At 65.4% G+C, this 16979-nt stretch carries 18 protein-coding genes and 1 pseudogene; 7 read left to right on the top strand and 12 right to left on the bottom strand.

The features are described from left to right. Window positions 1-136: 136 nt before the first annotated feature. Window positions 137-520, top strand: a complete 384-nt coding sequence (locus AC0WRY_RS04485; protein WP_018316258.1) for a carboxymuconolactone decarboxylase family protein — start codon at window positions 137-139, stop codon at window positions 518-520. Window positions 521-667: 147 nt separating this feature from the next. Continuing rightward, a complete protein-coding gene (locus tag AC0WRY_RS04480) occupies window positions 668-1576 on the top strand; it encodes an NAD(P)-dependent oxidoreductase (protein ID WP_491122720.1) in 909 nt (302 codons plus the stop codon). A gap of 85 nt (window positions 1577-1661) precedes the next feature. Here the strand turns inward: AC0WRY_RS04480 and lysA are convergent, their stop codons facing one another. The 3 genes from lysA to argH form a co-directional block, all read right to left on the bottom strand. Next, the gene (gene lysA / locus AC0WRY_RS04475) at window positions 1662-2927 is read right to left on the bottom strand and encodes a diaminopimelate decarboxylase (protein ID WP_194405851.1); all 1266 of its coding nucleotides are present in this window, start codon (window positions 2925-2927) and stop codon (window positions 1662-1664) included. 23 nt (window positions 2928-2950) lie between these two features. After that, window positions 2951-3244, bottom strand: a complete 294-nt coding sequence (gene lptM / locus AC0WRY_RS04470) for an LPS translocon maturation chaperone LptM (RefSeq protein WP_491123542.1) — start codon at window positions 3242-3244, stop codon at window positions 2951-2953. Window positions 3245-3338: 94 nt separating this feature from the next. Continuing rightward, window positions 3339-4736: an argininosuccinate lyase gene (gene argH / locus AC0WRY_RS04465; protein WP_194405850.1), complete on the bottom strand. Its 1398-nt coding sequence runs from the start codon at window positions 4734-4736 to the stop codon at window positions 3339-3341. A gap of 101 nt (window positions 4737-4837) precedes the next feature. Here argH and tlpA point away from each other — a divergent pair, with 101 nt between their 5' ends. Then, window positions 4838-5503, top strand: a complete 666-nt coding sequence (tlpA, locus tag AC0WRY_RS04460) for a thiol:disulfide interchange protein TlpA (protein WP_491122719.1) — start codon at window positions 4838-4840, stop codon at window positions 5501-5503. Window positions 5504-5507: 4 nt separating this feature from the next. Here the strand turns inward: tlpA and AC0WRY_RS04455 are convergent, their stop codons facing one another. The 6 genes from AC0WRY_RS04455 to AC0WRY_RS04430 form a co-directional block, all read right to left on the bottom strand. Next, a complete protein-coding gene (locus AC0WRY_RS04455) occupies window positions 5508-5702 on the bottom strand; it encodes a hypothetical protein (RefSeq protein ID WP_142250949.1) in 195 nt (64 codons plus the stop codon). 145 nt (window positions 5703-5847) lie between these two features. Then, window positions 5848-6729: a 3-hydroxybutyryl-CoA dehydrogenase gene (locus AC0WRY_RS04450; RefSeq protein ID WP_194405848.1), complete on the bottom strand. Its 882-nt coding sequence runs from the start codon at window positions 6727-6729 to the stop codon at window positions 5848-5850. 207 nt (window positions 6730-6936) lie between these two features. Beyond that, window positions 6937-7881 (bottom strand): electron transfer flavoprotein subunit alpha/FixB family protein, encoded by a 945-nt coding sequence (locus AC0WRY_RS04445; RefSeq protein ID WP_194405847.1) that lies wholly within the window; start codon window positions 7879-7881, stop codon window positions 6937-6939. Then, window positions 7881-8630 (bottom strand): electron transfer flavoprotein subunit beta/FixA family protein, encoded by a 750-nt coding sequence (locus AC0WRY_RS04440; protein ID WP_194405846.1) that lies wholly within the window; start codon window positions 8628-8630, stop codon window positions 7881-7883. Before AC0WRY_RS04440 ends, AC0WRY_RS04445 begins: the two co-directional genes overlap by 1 nt. A 127-nt stretch (window positions 8631-8757) precedes the next feature. Further along, window positions 8758-9330: a cob(I)yrinic acid a,c-diamide adenosyltransferase gene (locus AC0WRY_RS04435; protein ID WP_491122718.1), complete on the bottom strand. Its 573-nt coding sequence runs from the start codon at window positions 9328-9330 to the stop codon at window positions 8758-8760. A gap of 65 nt (window positions 9331-9395) precedes the next feature. Continuing rightward, complete coding sequence (locus AC0WRY_RS04430) at window positions 9396-9590, bottom strand: twin transmembrane helix small protein (RefSeq protein WP_183246976.1); 195 nt, start codon at window positions 9588-9590, stop codon at window positions 9396-9398. 220 nt (window positions 9591-9810) lie between these two features. Between AC0WRY_RS04430 and AC0WRY_RS04425 the strand changes: the two genes are divergently transcribed. Next, on the top strand, window positions 9811-10704 hold the full coding sequence (locus tag AC0WRY_RS04425) for a YihY/virulence factor BrkB family protein (protein ID WP_194405844.1): 894 nt from the start codon (window positions 9811-9813) through the stop codon (window positions 10702-10704). Here the strand turns inward: AC0WRY_RS04425 and AC0WRY_RS04420 are convergent. Beyond that, window positions 10631-11896 carry an ATP-binding protein gene (locus AC0WRY_RS04420; protein ID WP_491122717.1) on the bottom strand — a complete coding sequence of 422 codons (1266 nt, stop codon included), beginning with the start codon at window positions 11894-11896 and terminating at the stop codon, window positions 10631-10633. The two genes, AC0WRY_RS04425 and AC0WRY_RS04420, sit on opposite strands and share 74 nt — an antisense overlap. Window positions 11897-11999: 103 nt before the next feature. Then, entirely contained in the window at window positions 12000-12866 is an 867-nt protein-coding gene (gluQRS, locus tag AC0WRY_RS04415; protein ID WP_194408165.1) for a tRNA glutamyl-Q(34) synthetase GluQRS, read from the bottom strand. Window positions 12867-13074: 208 nt separating this feature from the next. Between gluQRS and AC0WRY_RS04410 the strand changes: the two genes are divergently transcribed. Further along, window positions 13075-13728 carry a DNA-3-methyladenine glycosylase family protein gene (locus tag AC0WRY_RS04410; RefSeq protein WP_194405842.1) on the top strand — a complete coding sequence of 218 codons (654 nt, stop codon included), beginning with the start codon at window positions 13075-13077 and terminating at the stop codon, window positions 13726-13728. Here the strand turns inward: AC0WRY_RS04410 and AC0WRY_RS04405 are convergent. Further along, complete coding sequence (locus tag AC0WRY_RS04405; RefSeq protein ID WP_483071824.1) at window positions 13725-14612, bottom strand: LysR family transcriptional regulator; 888 nt, start codon at window positions 14610-14612, stop codon at window positions 13725-13727. The two genes, AC0WRY_RS04410 and AC0WRY_RS04405, sit on opposite strands and share 4 nt — an antisense overlap. Before the next feature lie 178 nt (window positions 14613-14790). Here AC0WRY_RS04405 and AC0WRY_RS04400 point away from each other — a divergent pair. Together AC0WRY_RS04400 and AC0WRY_RS04395 are read left to right on the top strand one after the other, a co-directional pair. Continuing rightward, window positions 14791-15757, top strand: a pseudogene (locus tag AC0WRY_RS04400) (NAD(P)H-dependent flavin oxidoreductase). 37 nt (window positions 15758-15794) lie between these two features. Then, window positions 15795-16979 carry an ABC transporter substrate-binding protein gene (locus tag AC0WRY_RS04395; RefSeq protein WP_194405839.1) on the top strand — a complete coding sequence of 395 codons (1185 nt, stop codon included), beginning with the start codon at window positions 15795-15797 and terminating at the stop codon, window positions 16977-16979.

The raw sequence follows: 16979 nt of genomic DNA, 5'->3' as shown, positions 1-16979 counted from the left end.
CTATCACAACGGCAGCACTGAGGCATCCGTTCCGGTACGGGAGACACCCCTTTTCCCGCATAACACGAGGACGTGACTGGCTCGCCCCAACCCCGTAATTTCCGCGCGTGATCCGAGGGAAACGAGAGGAAACGCCATGGACAAGAAGATGCACGACAAGGGCCTGGAAGTCCGCAAAGCGGTGCTGGGCGAGGCCTATGTCAACAACGCCCTGAAGAACGTCGACGACTTCAACCGTCCGTTCCAGGAGATGCTGAACGAATATTGCTGGGGGACGGTGTGGGGCCGCGAGGAGCTGCCGCGCAAGACCCGCAGCATGCTCAACATCGCGATGATCGCGATCCTCAACCGCCAGCACGAATTCCGCGCGCATCTGAAGGGCGCGCTGACCAACGGCGTCAGCCGCGAGGAGATCCGCGAGATCCTGATGCAGGTCGCGATCTATGGCGGCATGCCCGCCGCGGTCGACAGCTTCCGCATCGCGCGCGAGGTGTTCGCGGAGATCGACGGCAAGGCGTGAGATGCAGCGCCAATCTCCGCTGCCGTCCGGGACAAGCGAGCTCGGGAAAACGCGTAGCGTTGTCCCGAGCGGAGCGCAGATCCGGGACGACAGCGGGGATGGAGCGAGCACTTACACAACAACGAAGAAGAAAGACAAGGAAACACCATGGACATCGGATACATCGGCCTCGGAAACATGGGTTTCCCGATGGCGCGGCGGCTGATCGAGGCAGGGCACAGGCTCGTCGTGTTCGACATGCGCAAGGACGTTATGGGCAAGCTCACGGCGCTCGGCGCGACCGCCGCAACATCGCCGAAGGACGTCGCCGATCAGGTCGAGACCGTGATGGCGAGCCTGCCTTCGCTGCAGGCTTCGCTCCAGGTCGCAACGGGAGCGAACGGCGTCGTCGAGGGCAGCCGCGCCAAACGCTTCATCGATCTCTCCACCGTCGGCTCGGCGATGGCCGTGACGATTCACGGCCTGCTCGCCAAGCGCAAAATCGTGCAGATCGACTGCCCGGTCTCTGGCGGCGTCGGCGGCGCCGAGAAGGGCACGCTGGCGGTGATGGTCTCCGGACCTAGGACCGAGTTCGAACTGCTCAAACCCGCGCTCGACGTGATCGGAAAGGTGTTCTTCATCGGCGAGAAGCCCGGCGCGGCGCAGACCATGAAGCTCGCCAACAATTTCCTGTCGGCCACCGCGATCGTGGCGACGTCGGAAGCGGTCGTGATGGGCGTGAAAGCCGGGCTCGATCCCGCCGTGATGATCGACGTCATCAATGCCGGCTCCGGCATGAACACGGCGAGCCGCGACAAGTTTCCGCGCGCCGTGCTGCCGCGCAGCTTCGACTTCGGCTTCGCCACGGGATTGATGGTGAAGGACGTCCGGCTGGCGCTGGAGGAGATGAAGCAGCTCGGCCTGTCGATGGAAGTCGCCGACGCGGTCGGTAGGTTATGGGAGACCGTGATCGCCGCGGAAGGCGCCGAATCCGATTTCACCGCGGCGATCAAGCCGATCGAGAAGAAGGCGGGAGTCGTGGTGGGCGGAGCGAAGGGCGGATTGGCGGGGAAGTAGCCGTCCCCATCTCCACTGCCGTCCCGGACAAGCGCGCCCAAAGCGCGTGCTGATCCGGGACCCTCACGGTCAGACTACGACACACTCACAGCCACGGCGCCGGCTTATCCATCGCGATCAGCTGCTCGACCTCGATGCGCGGGCGCACCACGGCGTATTGGTCGTCCTTCACCAGCACTTCCGGCACCAGCGGCCTTGTGTTGTAGGTGCCGGCCTGCACCGCGCCATAGGCGCCAGCGGTCATGATGGCGAGGAGATCGCCGGGCGCGGGCGTCGGCAGCGTGCGGTCGAGCGCGAGATAGTCGCCGGTCTCGCAGACCGGGCCGACGACATCGGCCATGATGGTCGCCGCGCCCTTTGGGGCTTGCGTCACCGGCAGGATGTCGTGATGCGCCTCGTACAGCGTGGGGCGGATGAGGTCGTTCATCGCAGCGTCGATGATGACGAAATTCTTGCCGTCGCCGTGCTTCACATAGATCACCTTGGCGACCAGGATGCCGGCATTGCCGACGATCATGCGGCCCGGCTCGAACATCAGCGTGCAGCCGAGATTGTGGCTGACGCGCTTGACCATGGCGGCATAGGCGGCCGGCGCCGGCGGCGCCTCGCGGTCCATGTAATAGGGAATGCCGAGGCCGCCGCCGAAATCGACGTGGCTGATGTTGTGGCCGTCGGCGCGCAGCGTCTGCACGAATTCGGAGAGGATGCGGAACGCGGTCTCCATGCCCGAGAGGTCGGTGATCTGGCTGCCGATATGCACGTCGGTGCCGGTCACCTCGATGCCCGGCAGCTTCGCGGCGCGCGCATAGACCTCGCGGGCATGCACGATCGGGATGCCGAACTTGTTCTCGGACTTGCCGGTGGAGATCTTGGCGTGGGTGCCGGCATCGACATCCGGGTTGACGCGCAGCGAGACGCGCGCGGTCTTGCCCATCTCGGTCGCAATCCGCGACAGCAGCTCGAGCTCGGGCTCGGATTCCACATTGAGGCAGAGGATGTCGGCGGCGAGCGCAGCGCGCAGCTCGGTTTCGGTCTTGCCGACACCGGAGAAGAGGATCTTGTTTGGCGGAATGCCGGCCGCCAGCGCACGCTTCAATTCACCGCCGGAGACCACGTCGGCGCCGGCGCCGAGCTTAGCCAGCGTGCGCAGCACCGACTGGTTGGAGTTCGCCTTCATCGCGTAGCAGACCAGCACCTTCTCGCCGGCGAAGGCGTCGGTGAAGACGCGATAGTGCCGCTCCAATGTCGCGGTCGAATAGCAATAGAACGGCGTGCCGACGGTCGCGGCCAGCTCGGACAGGTTCACCGCCTCGGCGTGCAGTACGCCGTTGCGGTAGTCGAAATGGTTCATGGCTTAGGCTCGGTTGTCCCGGCTTATTTTCTGCCGGGAGGTTCGTCCAGGAGCGGGTCGAGAATAAACGGTTTCTTCCGGCCCTTGGCCGCCGCCGGCTCGGCATCCGCACCTGAGCTGGGATTGAACATGCTCGACGTCTTCTGGGCTGCGGTGTCGGTGTTGGTCGAAGCCGCGCCGTTGGGCGCGGGTGCGTTGGTGGCCGTCGGCGGCAAATCCAGCGGACCCTTGCGGCCGCAACCGGCAAGCGCAAGCGCCGTCAGACTCAAGACAACGATGGCCCACCCCGAGCCGGCCGGGCGAAACTTTGACGTCACGACGAAATCCCCAATACGCGGGCCGCACCATACAGAGATTGGCGCGCTCTGGCGAGAGCCCGGATGACCATGAAACATCAGCGAAATTTTGCCTTCAGCCCAATTTCCGCTCTTTTTCCAGCCGCTTCGCCCACGCTTTGGCCTGGGCCGTCACGTTCTTCGGCGCGGTACCGCCGAAGCTGGTGCGGCTCTTCACCGACGATTCGACCGAGAGCACGCCGAACACGTCCTTGGTGATTTTCGGCTCGATCGCCTGCATCTCCTTGAGCGGCAGCTCGTGCAGCGCCACGCCGCCCTCGGCGGCCTTGGCGACGATGCGGCCGGTGACGTGATGGGCGTCGCGGAACGGCATTTTCAGCGTCCGCACCAGCCAGTCGGCCAGGTCCGTCGCGGTGGCGTAGCCCTCGCCCGCAGCGGCCTTCATCCTGGCTTCGTCGGGCACGAGGTCGCGGACCATGCCGGTCATGGCGCGGATCGCGAGCGACAGCGCGGCAAAGCCCTCCATCGCGCCCTGCTTGTCCTCCTGCATGTCCTTTTGATAGGCGAGCGGCAGGCCCTTCATCACGATCAACAGGCCGTTGAGCGCGCCGATGACGCGGCCGGTCTTGGCGCGCACCAGCTCGGCGGCATCCGGATTACGCTTCTGCGGCATGATCGACGAGCCGGTGGTGAACTTGTCGCTGAGCCGGATCATGCCGACCAGCGGTGAGGTCCAGATCACGATCTCCTCGGCAAAGCGCGACATGTGCACGGCGCAGATCGAGGCCGCCGACAGCGTCTCCAGCACGAAGTCGCGGTCGGAGACGGCATCGAGCGAGTTCGCCATCGGGCGATCGAAGGCAAGCGCCTTCGCGGTGGCGTGGCGATCGATCGGGAACGAGGTGCCGGCCAGCGCGGCGGCGCCGAGCGGGGATTCGTTGAGCCGCTTGCGCGCATCCTGGAACCGTCCGCGGTCGCGCGCGGCCATCTCGACATAGGCGAGCAGATGGTGGCCGAAGGTCACGGGCTGCGCGGTCTGCAGATGCGTGAAGCCGGGCATCACGGTGCCCGCGTGCTCCAGCGCGCGCTCGACCAGCGCCTGCTGGAACGCCGCCAGCGCCGCATCCGTCTCGTCGACGATGTCACGGACATAGAGACGGAAGTCGGTCGCGACCTGGTCGTTGCGCGAGCGCGCCGTGTGCAGGCGGCCGGCGGCGGGACCGATCAGCTCGGACAGGCGGCTCTCGACATTCATATGAATGTCCTCGAGCGCGCGCTTGAATTCGAAGCCGCCCTTGCCGATCTCTGACAAAATCGTGTCTAGACCCTTGCCGATATTTTTCGCATCAGAACCCGTGATGATGCCTTGGTTGGCGAGCATCGCGGCGTGAGCCTTGGACGCGGCAATGTCTTGGGCGAAGAGGTGACGATCGACGTCGATGGAGACGTTGATCTCTTCCATGATCTCATCGGGACGTTCCGAGAACCGGCCGCCCCACATCTTGTTGCTCATGATCCCCTGCTCACGCCTTGATGTGCCGCACGTTTGCTGGCCGCCGCCAGCCGTATTAAGAGGCCTCTGATAGCCATATCTGCGACCGGATGACAAACGATATGCTCGACAAGAAGCCCTCCGCCACGCGCCGGGTCCCCCTCGTGATCGCCACCGTGGCGGTCGGGGGCCTGGCCGGCTTCGCCGCGCTGTACGGGCTGGGCCTGAGCCGGGCGCCCTCGGGCGATCCGACCTGCAAGCCGGCGGTCGCGACGGCGCAAAAGATCGCTCCCCTCGCCCATGGCGAGCTGGCGGCGCTGACCATGGCGAGCGCCCCCCTGAAGCTGCCGGACCTCGCCTTCGAAGATGCCGATGGCAAGCCGAAGAAGCTGTCGGATTTCCGTGGCAAGACGCTGCTGGTGAATCTCTGGGCCACCTGGTGCGTGCCGTGCCGGAAGGAAATGCCGGCGCTGGACGAGCTGCAGGGCAAGTTGTCGGGCCCGAATTTCGACGTGGTGGCGATCAATATCGACACCCGCGACCCCGAAAAGCCGAAAAACTTCCTGAGAGAGGCCAATCTTTCAAAGCTGAGCTATTTCAGCGACCAGAAAGCCAAGGTTTTTCAGGATCTTAAGGCGATAGGCCGGGCGCTGGGCATGCCGACCTCGGTGCTGGTCGACCCGCAGGGCTGCGAGATCGCGACGATCGCGGGGCCGGCGGAATGGGCGAGCGAGGACGCGCTCAAGCTGATCCGCGCGGCAACCGGCAAGGCCGCGGCGGCGCTTTAGAAAGTCAGGCGGTGACGTTGAGATTGCCGCCGACGCCAGGGCCGACATTGGCGAGCGAGGGCTGACCGGCACCGAGCAGCGTCAGGACGGTGGATTTCTCCATATCCGCGTTCTGCTTGCTGAGCGTCGCCGCAATATTCGACTGCAGCGCACCTTGCTGGGCGGCCAGCATGGTGCTGACCATTGCCATCATGTCCATTACGCGAACCCTCGTACTCGCCGTAACCTAGGCGCGAGAGGTTAACGCGACATGAAATGTCACAGAGGCTTGTGAAGTGGCCATATTGCAGCCCTCCAGCGCATCGCTGACGCGCTGCGCCGCGTCGGGGGGCACGAGACCACGCTTATCGCGTCGGAACCGGCTTGGCGCCGCGGTAGTCGTAGAAGCCACGCTGGGTCTTGCGGCCGAGCCAGCCGGCCTCGACGTATTTCACCAGCAGCGGGCACGGGCGGTACTTGGAATCGGCGAGGCCCTCGTGCAGCACCTGCATGATGGAGAGGCAGGTATCGAGGCCGATGAAATCGGCAAGCTCGAGCGGGCCCATCGGATGGTGCGCGCCGAGCTTCATCGCCGCGTCAATCGCCTCGACGTTGCCGACGCCTTCGTACAGCGTGTAGATCGCCTCGTTGATCATCGGCAGCAGGATGCGGTTGACGATGAAGGCCGGGAAATCCTCGGAGACCGCGACCTGCTTGCCGAGCTTGGAGACGAATTCCTTTGACGCCTCGAAGGTCGAATCATCGGTGGCGATGCCGCGGATCAGCTCCACCAGCTCCATCAGCGGCACCGGATTCATGAAGTGAATGCCGATGAAGCGCTCGGGCCGGTCGGTGGCGGCCGCAAGCCGTGTGATCGAGATCGAGGAGGTATCGGAGGCGACGATGGCCTCCGGCTTCAACACCGCGCAGAGCTCATGGAAGATCTTGCGCTTGACCTCTTCCTTCTCGACCGCGGTCTCGATCACGAGATCGCAATCGGCGAGGTCGTCAAGCTTTTCGGCGGGCGTGATGCGCGCCATCGCCTTGGCCTTGTCGTCCTCGGAGACGGCCTTCTTGGAGACCTGGCGCGCCAGATTGCCGTTGATGGTGGCCATGCCCGATTTGAGGCGGTCCGCCGAGATGTCGTTGAGCACCACGTCGAAGCCGGCGAGCGCCGCGACATGCGCGATGCCATTGCCCATCTGCCCCGCGCCGATCACGCCGACCTTCTTGATCACTGCCGCCATAATGTCATCCACCGGAACGGCGCGCAGATCGCGCCTGTCTATCCCCCGAGCCGGGAGGTCTGATTTGATCAGGAGCTGATTTAATCAGAACCCGGGCTCGAAACCTAGATTGGATCGCTTCCCCGGCGTGCCCCCCGCCAAAGAAAACGCTTCAGAAATGAAACACCGGCCGGAGTTTATACCTCCGGCCGGTGTTTACGACGTCTTTTACTTGCCGAGCTTGCCGAGTTCGGTCGTCAGCTCCGGAACCGCCTGATAGAGGTCGGCGACCAGGCCGTAATCGGCAACCTGGAAGATCGGCGCGTCCTCGTCCTTGTTGATCGCGACGATCACCTTGGAGTCCTTCATGCCGGCCAGATGCTGAATGGCGCCGGAAATGCCGACGGCGACATAGAGCTCGGGCGCCACGACCTTGCCGGTCTGGCCGACCTGCCAGTCGTTCGGCGCATAGCCGGCATCGACCGCCGCGCGCGAGGCACCGACACCGGCCCCAAGCTTGTCGGCGAGCGGCTCGATGTACTTGGCAAAATTCTCACGGCTTTGCATGGCGCGGCCCCCGGAGACGATGATCTTGGCCGAGGTCAGCTCGGGACGGTCGCTCTTGGCAACTTCCTCGCCGACGAAGGTCGACAGGCCCGGATCGGCCGCACCCTGAACGGTCTCGAGCGGCGCGCTGCCACCCTCGCCCGCAGCGGCGAAGGTCGAGGTCCGCACCGTGATGACCTTCTTGGCGTCCTTCGACTTCACGGTCTGGATGGCGTTGCCGGCATAGATCGGGCGCTCATAGGTGTCGGGGGCGACCACCTTGATGATCTCTGAGACCTGCATGACGTCGAGCAGGGCGGCGACACGCGGCATCACGTTCTTGAAGCGCGAGGTCGCGGGCGCGACGATCGCGTCATAGCCGGATGCCAGCGAGACGATCAGCGCGGCCAGCGGCTCGGCCAGATCGTGCGCGTAGAGGTCGCCATCGACGAGCAGCACCTTCTTCACGCCGGCGAGCTTGGTCGCGGCATCGGCCGCGGCCTTGGCGTTCTGGCCGGCGACCAGGACTTCGACATCCGCGCCGAGCGCGGCGGCCGCGGTCAGGGCCTTGTTGGTCGCATCCTTGAGCGACGCGTTGTCGTGTTCGGCAATCAGAAGCGTCGTCATCAGAGCACCCCGGCTTCGTTCTTGAGTTTCGACACCAGCTCGGCGACGTCCTTGACCTTGACGCCAGCCTTGCGGCCCGCCGGTTCAGTCGTCTTGAGAACCTCGAGGCGCGCGGCGACGTCGACGCCGTAATCGGCGACGGCCTTCTCCGCGATCGGCTTCTTCTTCGCCTTCATGATGTTCGGCAGCGAGGCGTAGCGCGGCTCGTTGAGACGGAGATCGGTGGTGACGATCGCCGGTCCCTTCAGCTTCACGGTCTGCAGACCGCCGTCGACTTCGCGGGTGACCTTGAAGTCAGAACCTTCGACCTCGAGCTTCGAAGCGAACGTCGCCTGCGACCAGCCGAGCAGCGCAGCCAGCATCTGGCCGGTCTGATTGCTGTCGTCGTCGATCGCCTGCTTGCCGAGGATGATGAGGCCCGGCTGCTCTTCTTCGGCGACCTTCTTCAGGATCTTGGCGACCGCAAGCGGCTCGACCGCACCTTCCGCCTTCACCAGGATGCCGCGGTCGGCGCCCATGGCAAGACCAGTGCGGATTGTCTCCGACGCCTGCGCCGGTCCAATGGAGACCACCACGACCTCGGTCGCCTTGCCGGCTTCCTTCAGACGCAGCGCTTCCTCGACCGCGATTTCGTCGAACGGGTTCATCGACATCTTGACGTTGGCGAGTTCAACGCCCGATCCATCGCCCTTGACGCGGACCTTGACGTTGTAATCGACCACCCGCTTTACCGGCACTAAGACCTTCATCGATCCTCTTTCACTCAATTTGGGAGGGGGGTTATCAACTGGCGCGGAACCTAAAGGCCTGATCTGCCCCGGTCAACGCGCGAACGGGCCTAATTTTGGCCTTCTGAAATGCAGCGGTCTCGATGGGTCAGCGGTTCTGGCCCGGAACCCAGAGCACGTCGCCGGCGCCGTTACCGTTGGCGGCTCGGCTGGCCACGAACAGGAAGTCCGACAGGCGGTTCATATATTGGATGCCAGCCGCGCTGACCGGCTCGCCCGGCCGGGCCGCCAGTTCCACGATCACCCGTTCCGCCCTGCGGCATATCGTGCGCGCCACATGGAGATGGGCCGCGGCGGGCGTGCCGCCGGGAAGCACGAAGGAGGTCAGCGGGGCAAGCTCGTCGTTGAGCGCGTCGATGTCGCGCTCGAGCCGCTCGACCTGGCTCGCCACCACCCGCAGCCGTTCCGCCTTGCCTTCACGCTCGGGCACCGCGAGATCGGCACCGAGATCGAACAGATCGTTCTGGATGCGGCCGAGCATCGCGTCGAGCTCGGCCATGCCCCCGGCATGGAGCCTGACGATTCCGATCGCGGCGTTGGTCTCGTCGACAGTGCCATAGGCCTCGACGCGCAGATCGTATTTCGGACGCCGCTCGCCGGTTCCAAGCGCCGTCGTGCCGTCGTCACCGGTCTTGGTGTAGATGCGGTTCAACGTGACCATGGGGTCCTCTTGAGTTGAGGCATGATCCTGTCGGAAAACCGCTTCACACTTTTCCGGATCATGCCCTAGCGCCCCATGGCCCAGACCGCGGCCATCGCGATGACGATCGCCACGAACTGAAGCAGCACGCGCCAGCGCATCAGCTTCTGCGAGGTGTCGGGCGAGCCGCCACGCATCATGTTGACGAGACCGAGCAGCAGCACCAACGCCACGGCACCGACTGCGATCGGCAGGATAAAAGTACTCAGGATAGATGCCATTCGGGGGTGATAACACCATGTGCGCCGGTCCGCCATGGTGCAGCGGCAGCCGCCGGCGCCCTTCTACGCGCGTCCCGGAATGACAGCGGGGCGTTTCGCGAACTGGCTTTTGGGCCAATAATGTCAGATGGTAGCGTGATGATTTCCGATTTGTGCCGATTGCCTGCCCTTCTCGCCTCTCCCTGCGTCCAGGGGGAGAGAGCAGCGGCGTAGGTGCCACGTGAAAGCCGTCCGCTACATCTACTGCGTTCTGGAGGATGCGTTCTACACGTTCCTCGCCGATGACGGCTGGGCGATCGCAAGCCACATCGCCCTGTCGACACTGATGGCGCTATTCCCGTTCCTGATCGTGCTGACCTCGCTCGCCGGCTTCTTCGGCTCCAAGGAACTCGCCGACCAGGCTGCCAGCCTGATGCTGCAGATCTGGCCCAAGCAGGTCGCCGATTCGATCTCGGGCGAGGTCCATGACGTCTTGACTACGACCCGCACCGGCATTCTGACCATCGGCGCGGCGCTGTCGGTCTATTTCGCCTCCAACGGCGTCGAGGCGCTCCGGGTCGCGCTCAACCGCGCCTATGCGGTGGTGGAGATGCGGCGCTGGTACTGGCTGCGGCTGGAATCCATCCTCTACACGCTGATTGCGGCTTTCACCGCGCTCGCCATGGCGTTCCTGATCGTGCTCGGCCCGCTCCTGATCGAAGCGGCGCGGCGCCATATCCCGCTGTTCGTCGAGTCCAACGAGAGCATCCTCACCTGGCTGCGCTACGGCATCACCATCGGTGCGCTGGTGGTGGCGCTGATCATCCTCCACGTGTGGCTGCCGGCGGGACGGCGGAGATTTGTCCAGATCCTGCCCGGCATCATCTTCACCATCGTGGCGTCGCTGATATCAGGCATCGTGTTCGGCCAATATCTGGCGCGCTTCGCCAACAATTACGTGACGATGTATGCGGGGCTCGCCTCGGTCATCATCGCACTGGTGTTCCTGTACTTCATCGCCGCGATCTTCGTTTACGGCGGCGAACTCAACGCCGCGATCATCAAGTCGCGGCTTCCTCACGGCGTGTCGCTTCAAGCAGCGCAGTCGCTAGCGCCCGCGGAGACACAGGCTTGACCAGGAAGGCGTCGGCGCCGGCCTCACGCGAGGCTGCCTCGTCCTCGCCGCGACCGGACACCCCGATGATCGGGATCTGAGCCAACGGCGCGTCCATGGTACGGATCCGCCGGATGGCCTCGACGCCGTCGATGCCGGGCAGCACCATGTCCATCAGCACCGCATCGAACGCGCCTTGCGCAAGCCGGCCGACGGCGTCCTCGCCACGCCCGATGAACTCGGCATGATGGCCGAGCTCGGTCAGAATCGTGTTGAGCACGACACGGCCGAACGGGTTGTCCTCGACGCTGAGGACGCGCAGCGCGGCGACCGTATCGACCTCGGCCCCGCCCTTTGTCTTGCTGGATTTGCCCGGTCCCGTGGCATCCAGTGACACCGTCAGGGTGAAGGTGGCGCCGCCGCCGCGTCGTGGTGCGACGCTGATGTCGCCGCCCATCGCCCGCGCCAATTGCTTGACCGAGGACAGGCCGAGACCGGCGCCGCCGAAGCGCGAGGCAATGGTGACGTTGGCCTGGGTGAACGGGCGGAACAGCCGCTTGATCTCGGCCATGGTGAGGCCGATGCCGCTGTCGGACACCGCGAAAGCAACGCCGACCCTGCCTTTGGTTTTGGCCTTGCCTTTGGCAGGACGCCACGGCTCGACCGCCAGCGCCACGCCGCCCTGGTCCGTGAATTTCACGGCATTGTCGATCAGGTTCTCGAGCGCCGCGCGCAGGCGGACGGGATCGCCGACCACGAGGCCGGGGAGCTTGTCGGAGATCTTCACCTCGGCCTGGAGCCCCTTGGCTGCGGCGCGCCCCGCAAGCGAATCGCCGGCGCTGCGGGCGAGCGTGCGCAGATCGAACAGGTCCTGCCGCAGCGCGCTGCCCCTGCCGGCCCCCTTGCCGCTCCTGGCGGCATCCACGAACAGCGTGGCAAGGCTCGCCAGATGCTCGGCCCCGGCCTTGATGGTGTCGGCCCAGCGCCGCTCCCGTTCACCGAGATCGGAGGTCGCGAGCAGGTCACTGATCGCCAGAATGCCGGTCAGGGGGGTGCGGACCTCATGGGCAAAGGCGGCGAGCGCCGCCTGGACCACGTCAGGCGCAACCACCTTCGTGCTGCGCTTGCGCACCTGTGCAGTCGTCCCGGACCGTTTCCGAGGCGGTCGGCTGGACGTCCGCGTGGTGCGCGCTGGGCGCTTCTTCGCCGCCATGAATTCCCTTCGAAGTCTCCCTTTCGGGCCCGGGTTGTTTACCGAGCATGGCACGGCGAAACACCCGGAGTCACGGCGACGTTTCGCTAACCCCCAGAGAAACTTAACCTAATCCCACCAGCTGGCGGACACCGGCAGGCGTGATACCGGCCGCGCGCAAGGCGCGCAGGCCGGTCGAGCCGCTCGATTTCGACAGCTTCCGCCCGTCACCGTCGCAAATCAGCCGATGATGGCGGTAGGCGGGTTCGCCCAGGCCGAGCAGGGCCTGGAGCAGCCGATGGACGGAAGTCGCGTGAAACAAATCCTGGCCGCGAACGATCTCGCTGACGCCCTGCAGCGCGTCGTCGACGACCACGGACAGATGGTAGCTGGTGGGCGTCTCCTTGCGGGCCAGGATCACGTCGCCCCAGGCCTCCGGTCGCGCCGGGACGCGCGCGCCGTCGGGCTTCTCGCCGAATTCGTTCCAGGTCAGGCCGGCGATCCGCTGACAGGCGGCCGCCATGTCGAGCCGCAGCGCGTAAGGCATGCCCGATGCGATGAGACGATCGCGCTCGGGAGCCGAGAGCGATTTGGCATCACCAGGATAAAGCGGCGCGCCGTCGGGATCGCGCGGCCACGGGCCATCCGCCTCGCGCGCGGCAACGAGCTTCGCGATCTCGGCGCGGCTTTCGAAGGCGGGATAGACGAGACCAAGCGCCGACAGCTCGTCCAGCGCGGCGCGGTAATCGGCGAGATGTTCCGACTGCCGCCGCACCGGCGTCTCCCACTCAATCCCGAGCCAGGCAAGATCCTCGTCGATCGCCGCCTCGAATTCCGGCCGGCAGCGCGTGCCGTCGATGTCCTCGATCCGCAACAGCAGCCGCCCGCCGCTCTCTCGCGCGCGGTCGAAATTCAGCAGCGCGGAATAGGCGTGGCCGAGATGCAGGAAGCCGTTGGGGCTGGGGGCAAAACGGAAAACGGGTGGCACCATCTGATAGATCTCGTCATGGCCGGGCGTGGCCGCCACGGCTGTCATTCCGGGGCGGCCCGAAAGGACCGAACCCGAAATCTCGAGATTCCGGGTTCGATGTCCGGGTCGCGCTTCGCGCGATCCCGTCGCATCGCCCCGGAATGACGGAGTAGGATAATAGATGCGTGGTCAAGCCCGCGCATGACGTCGGAGAGAGCCTGCCAAACACATGACCATCCACCTCGAAACCCAATCCGATCTCGAAGAGGCCGTCCAAGCGCTGATCAAGCGCGATCCGCGCCTGAAACCGGTGCTCGAAATCGCGGGCATGCCGGCGCTGCGGCGGCGCGAGCCGGGCTTTGCGGGGCTTGCCCACATCGTCTGCGGGCAGCAGCTGTCGACCGCGAGCGCCGCGGCGATCTGGGGACGGCTGTCGGCGGCCTTCGATCCGTTCGACCATGAGGCGGTGGGGCGCGCCCGCACCGACCGGCTGGGGCGGCTCGGGCTCTCGGCCGCCAAGATCAAGACGCTGAAGCACCTGGCGCGCGAGATCCGCGCGCAGCGGCTGAACCTCGACGTGCTGGCCGAGGAAGACGCCGATGCCGCGCATCACACGCTGATCGCGCTGCCCGGCATCGGCCCCTGGACCGCGGACGTCTATCTGCTGTTCTGCCTCGGCCATGGCGATGCCTGGCCGGCCGGCGACCTCGCCGTGCAGGAAGCCATCAAGATCGGTCTCGGCCTGAAGGCGCGGCCTACTGAGAAGCAGATGGCGCCGCTCGCCGAGCCCTGGCGTCCCCTGCGCGGCGCGGCGGCGCATTTGTGGTGGAGCTATTACCGCGCGGTGAAGAAGCGCGAGGGCGTGCTGGCAGGATCGAACTAGCCGCGAAGCCGCTCGCGATCGGCGCGGGCGCATTCGGCCACGAAATCGACCACGGCCCGCACCGCGGACAGTTCGACCAGATCAGGGTGAGCGAGCAGCCAGAGATCGGCGACGCTGGCGAGCTTCTGCGGCGCGACACGCACGAGGTCCGGATAGCTCTCCGCGACGAAGCAGGACAACGCGGAGATCCCGATTCCCGCGCGCACCGCCGCCAGCATGTCGCCCTGCGACGAGCAGCGCATCACCATCGTGCCCTGCCGCGTGATCGCATCGCTCCAGCGCGCCAGCTGCGCGTTGGAGTCTTGATCGGCAAAGCCGATGACGCTGTGCCCCTTCCACTCGCCGCTGCGCTCCGGCAGGGACCGGCCCGCCGCATAGTCACGCGAGGCATAAAAACCGGTGCCGAGACGGCCGATCTTGCGGCCGACCAGATTTTCCTCGCCGCTGTCGACCGGACGCAGCACCACGTCGGCTTCGCGGCGCCGCACGCTGGCCGGAAATGGATGCGTGATGATCTCGAGCCGGATGTGATCATGCGCGCCGAGGAAGGATCGCAGCCGCGGCATCAGCCAGTGCGAGGCCAGCGTCGCGCCGATCGACAGCTTGACGGTGCCGCGCGCCTTGCGGCCGCCGGCGCCAACGGCCGCCTCGGCCCGCAGCGCGGCAGCGGCCATCGCCTCCGCATGCTCGCGCAGAGTGCGGCCGTCGGCGGTGAGCACGAACCCCTCGGCGGCGCGCGCCAGCAGCTTGGTGCCGAGCTGCGCTTCCAGCGCCATGATCTTGCGGCTCACGGTCGGATGGCTGACGTGCAGCCGCCGCGCCGCCGCGGTGAAACTGCCGGTATCGGCGACCGCGACGAAGGTCTTGCAGAGATCCCAATCCACAGGCGCTCCCGTTCAAACTTGGATAGACACATGTTCAATATTGAACGATCCCCCGGCTACCGTGCAACCCTATAGTGAGGCCAAAGGCGCTAGCGGACACCCGCCGGCGCGACAATCGACATGGAAGCGCTCGACCATCGGCCGGCAGGCCACCGACGCGCGCCGTCAGGAGGATCGGATGGCACTGCCCGCCCTGCTCAAGAACAATCTCGAGCTGCCCGTCGTCGGCTCACCCCTCTTCATCGTGTCCGGCCCGGAGCTGGTGATCGCGCAATGCAAGGCCGGAATCGTCGGCTCGTTTCCCGCGCTCAATGCCCGTCCGGTCGAGAAGCTCGACGAGTGGCTGAGCCGCATCGAGGACGAACTCGGCGAATACAAATCGCGCAATCCCGGCAAGAAGGTCGCACCCTACGCCGTCAACCAGATCTGCCATGCCTCCAACGACCGGCTGATGAAGGACATGGAGACCTGTGTGAAGCACAAGGCGCCCATCATCATCACCTCGCTGCGGCCGCCCGCGGAGATCGTCGAGGCCGCGCATTCCTATGGCGGCCTCGTGTTCCACGACGTCATCAACGTCAAGCATGCGCGCAAAGCCGCCGAGCAGGGCGTCGACGGCCTGATCCTGGTCTGCGCCGGCGCCGGCGGGCACGCTGTCGCCCTTCGCGCTGGTGCGCGAGGTCAAGCAATGGTTCGGCGGCGCCATCCTGCTGTCGGGCGCGATCAGCGACGGTTTCGGCATCGCCTCGGCGCTGACGCTGGGCGCCGACCTCGCCTATATGGGCACGCGCTTCATCGCGACGAAGGAAGCCAATGCCGACGAGGCCTACAAATCCGCGCTGACGCAGCACGCCGCGCATGACATCGTCTACACCAACCTGTTCACCGGCGTGCACGGCAATTATCTCGGCCCTTCGATCGCCGCCGCGGGACTCGATCCGGACAATCTTCCGGCCGCCGACAAGTCGAGGATGAATTTCGGCTCCGGCGGCAACATGAAATCAAAGGCGTGGCGCGACATCTGGGGATCAGGCCAGGGCATCGGCCAGATCGTGGACGCGCCGCCGGTCGCCGAGCTCGTGGACCGGATGAAGGGCGAATTCGACCAGGCAAGACAGGATTTCCTGATGCGCGCCAGCGCCTGATGGTTCGGACTGACAGAACGAAAAACGGGAGGACACCATGAAGCTGGCAGCCGCACTGATCGGCCTGTCGTTGCTGACGCTCGCCGCCGGCAAGGCCCATGCCGAAGGCAGCGATGAGATCCGGATCGGGCAGACCCTGCCCTATAGCGGCCCGGCCTCCGGCTTCGGCGCGATCGGACGGACGCAGGAGGCGTTCTTCGAGAAGGTGAATGCCGAGGGCGGCATCAACGGCCGCAAGGTCAAGTTCATCACGCTGGACGATGCCTATTCGCCGCCGAAGACGGTCGAGCAGACCCGCAAGCTTGTGGAGCAGGACGAGGTGCTGATGATGTTCGGCTCGCTCGGCACCGCCACCAACAGCGCCGTGCAGCGCTACCTCAACGGCAAGAAGGTGCCGCAGCTCTTCGTGCTGTCCGGCGCGACCAAATGGGCCGATCCGCAGAAATATCAATGGACCATGCCCGGCATGGCCGCCTACGAATCCGAGGGCGTGGTCTATGCCAAGCACGTGCTGCGGACCAGGCCGGGCGCCAAGATCGCCATCCTGTCCCAGAACGATGATTTCGGCCGCGACTATGTCGCCGGCTTCAAGCGCGCGCTCGGCGACAAGGCCGCGAGCATGATCGTCGCGGAGCAGACCTACGAGACCAGCGCGCCGACGATCAGCTCGCAGCTTTCGACGTTGAAGGCATCGGGCGCCGACGTGCTGTTCGGCGTCGTGCTCGGCAAGTTCACCTCGCAGATGATCAAGGGCGTCGCCGAGATCGGCTGGAAGCCCGAGCTGTTCTTCGTGCCGACATCAGCCTCGTCGATCTCGTTCCTCGAGCCGGCCGGGCTCGACAACGCGGTGGGCCTGATCTCGTCGAGCAACCAGAAGGACACGATGGACCCGCAATGGGCCAGCGATCCCGGCGTGAAGGAGTATTTCGCCTTCATGAAGCAATACATGCCGACCGCAGATCTCTCCAATTCCAACTACGCGGCCGGCTACCATTACGCGACGCTGCTGATGACGGTCCTCAAGGCCTGCAAGGATGATTTCAGCCGCGACAACATCATGCGCCAGGCCGCGTCGCTGAAGGACGTCAAGCTGCCGCTGCTGCTGCCGGGCATGTCCGTCACGACAGGCCCTGACGACTATCTGCCGTTCCAGCAGCTGCAGCTCCGCCGCTTCAACGGCAAGAGCTGGGTCGGGTTCGGCGACGTGCTGGACGATCGGTGA

The organism is Bradyrhizobium sp. T-12, assembly GCF_058314695.1.
The sequence above is the reverse complement of the archived record's forward strand: the minus strand, read 5'-3'. Positions and strand labels throughout refer to the sequence as shown.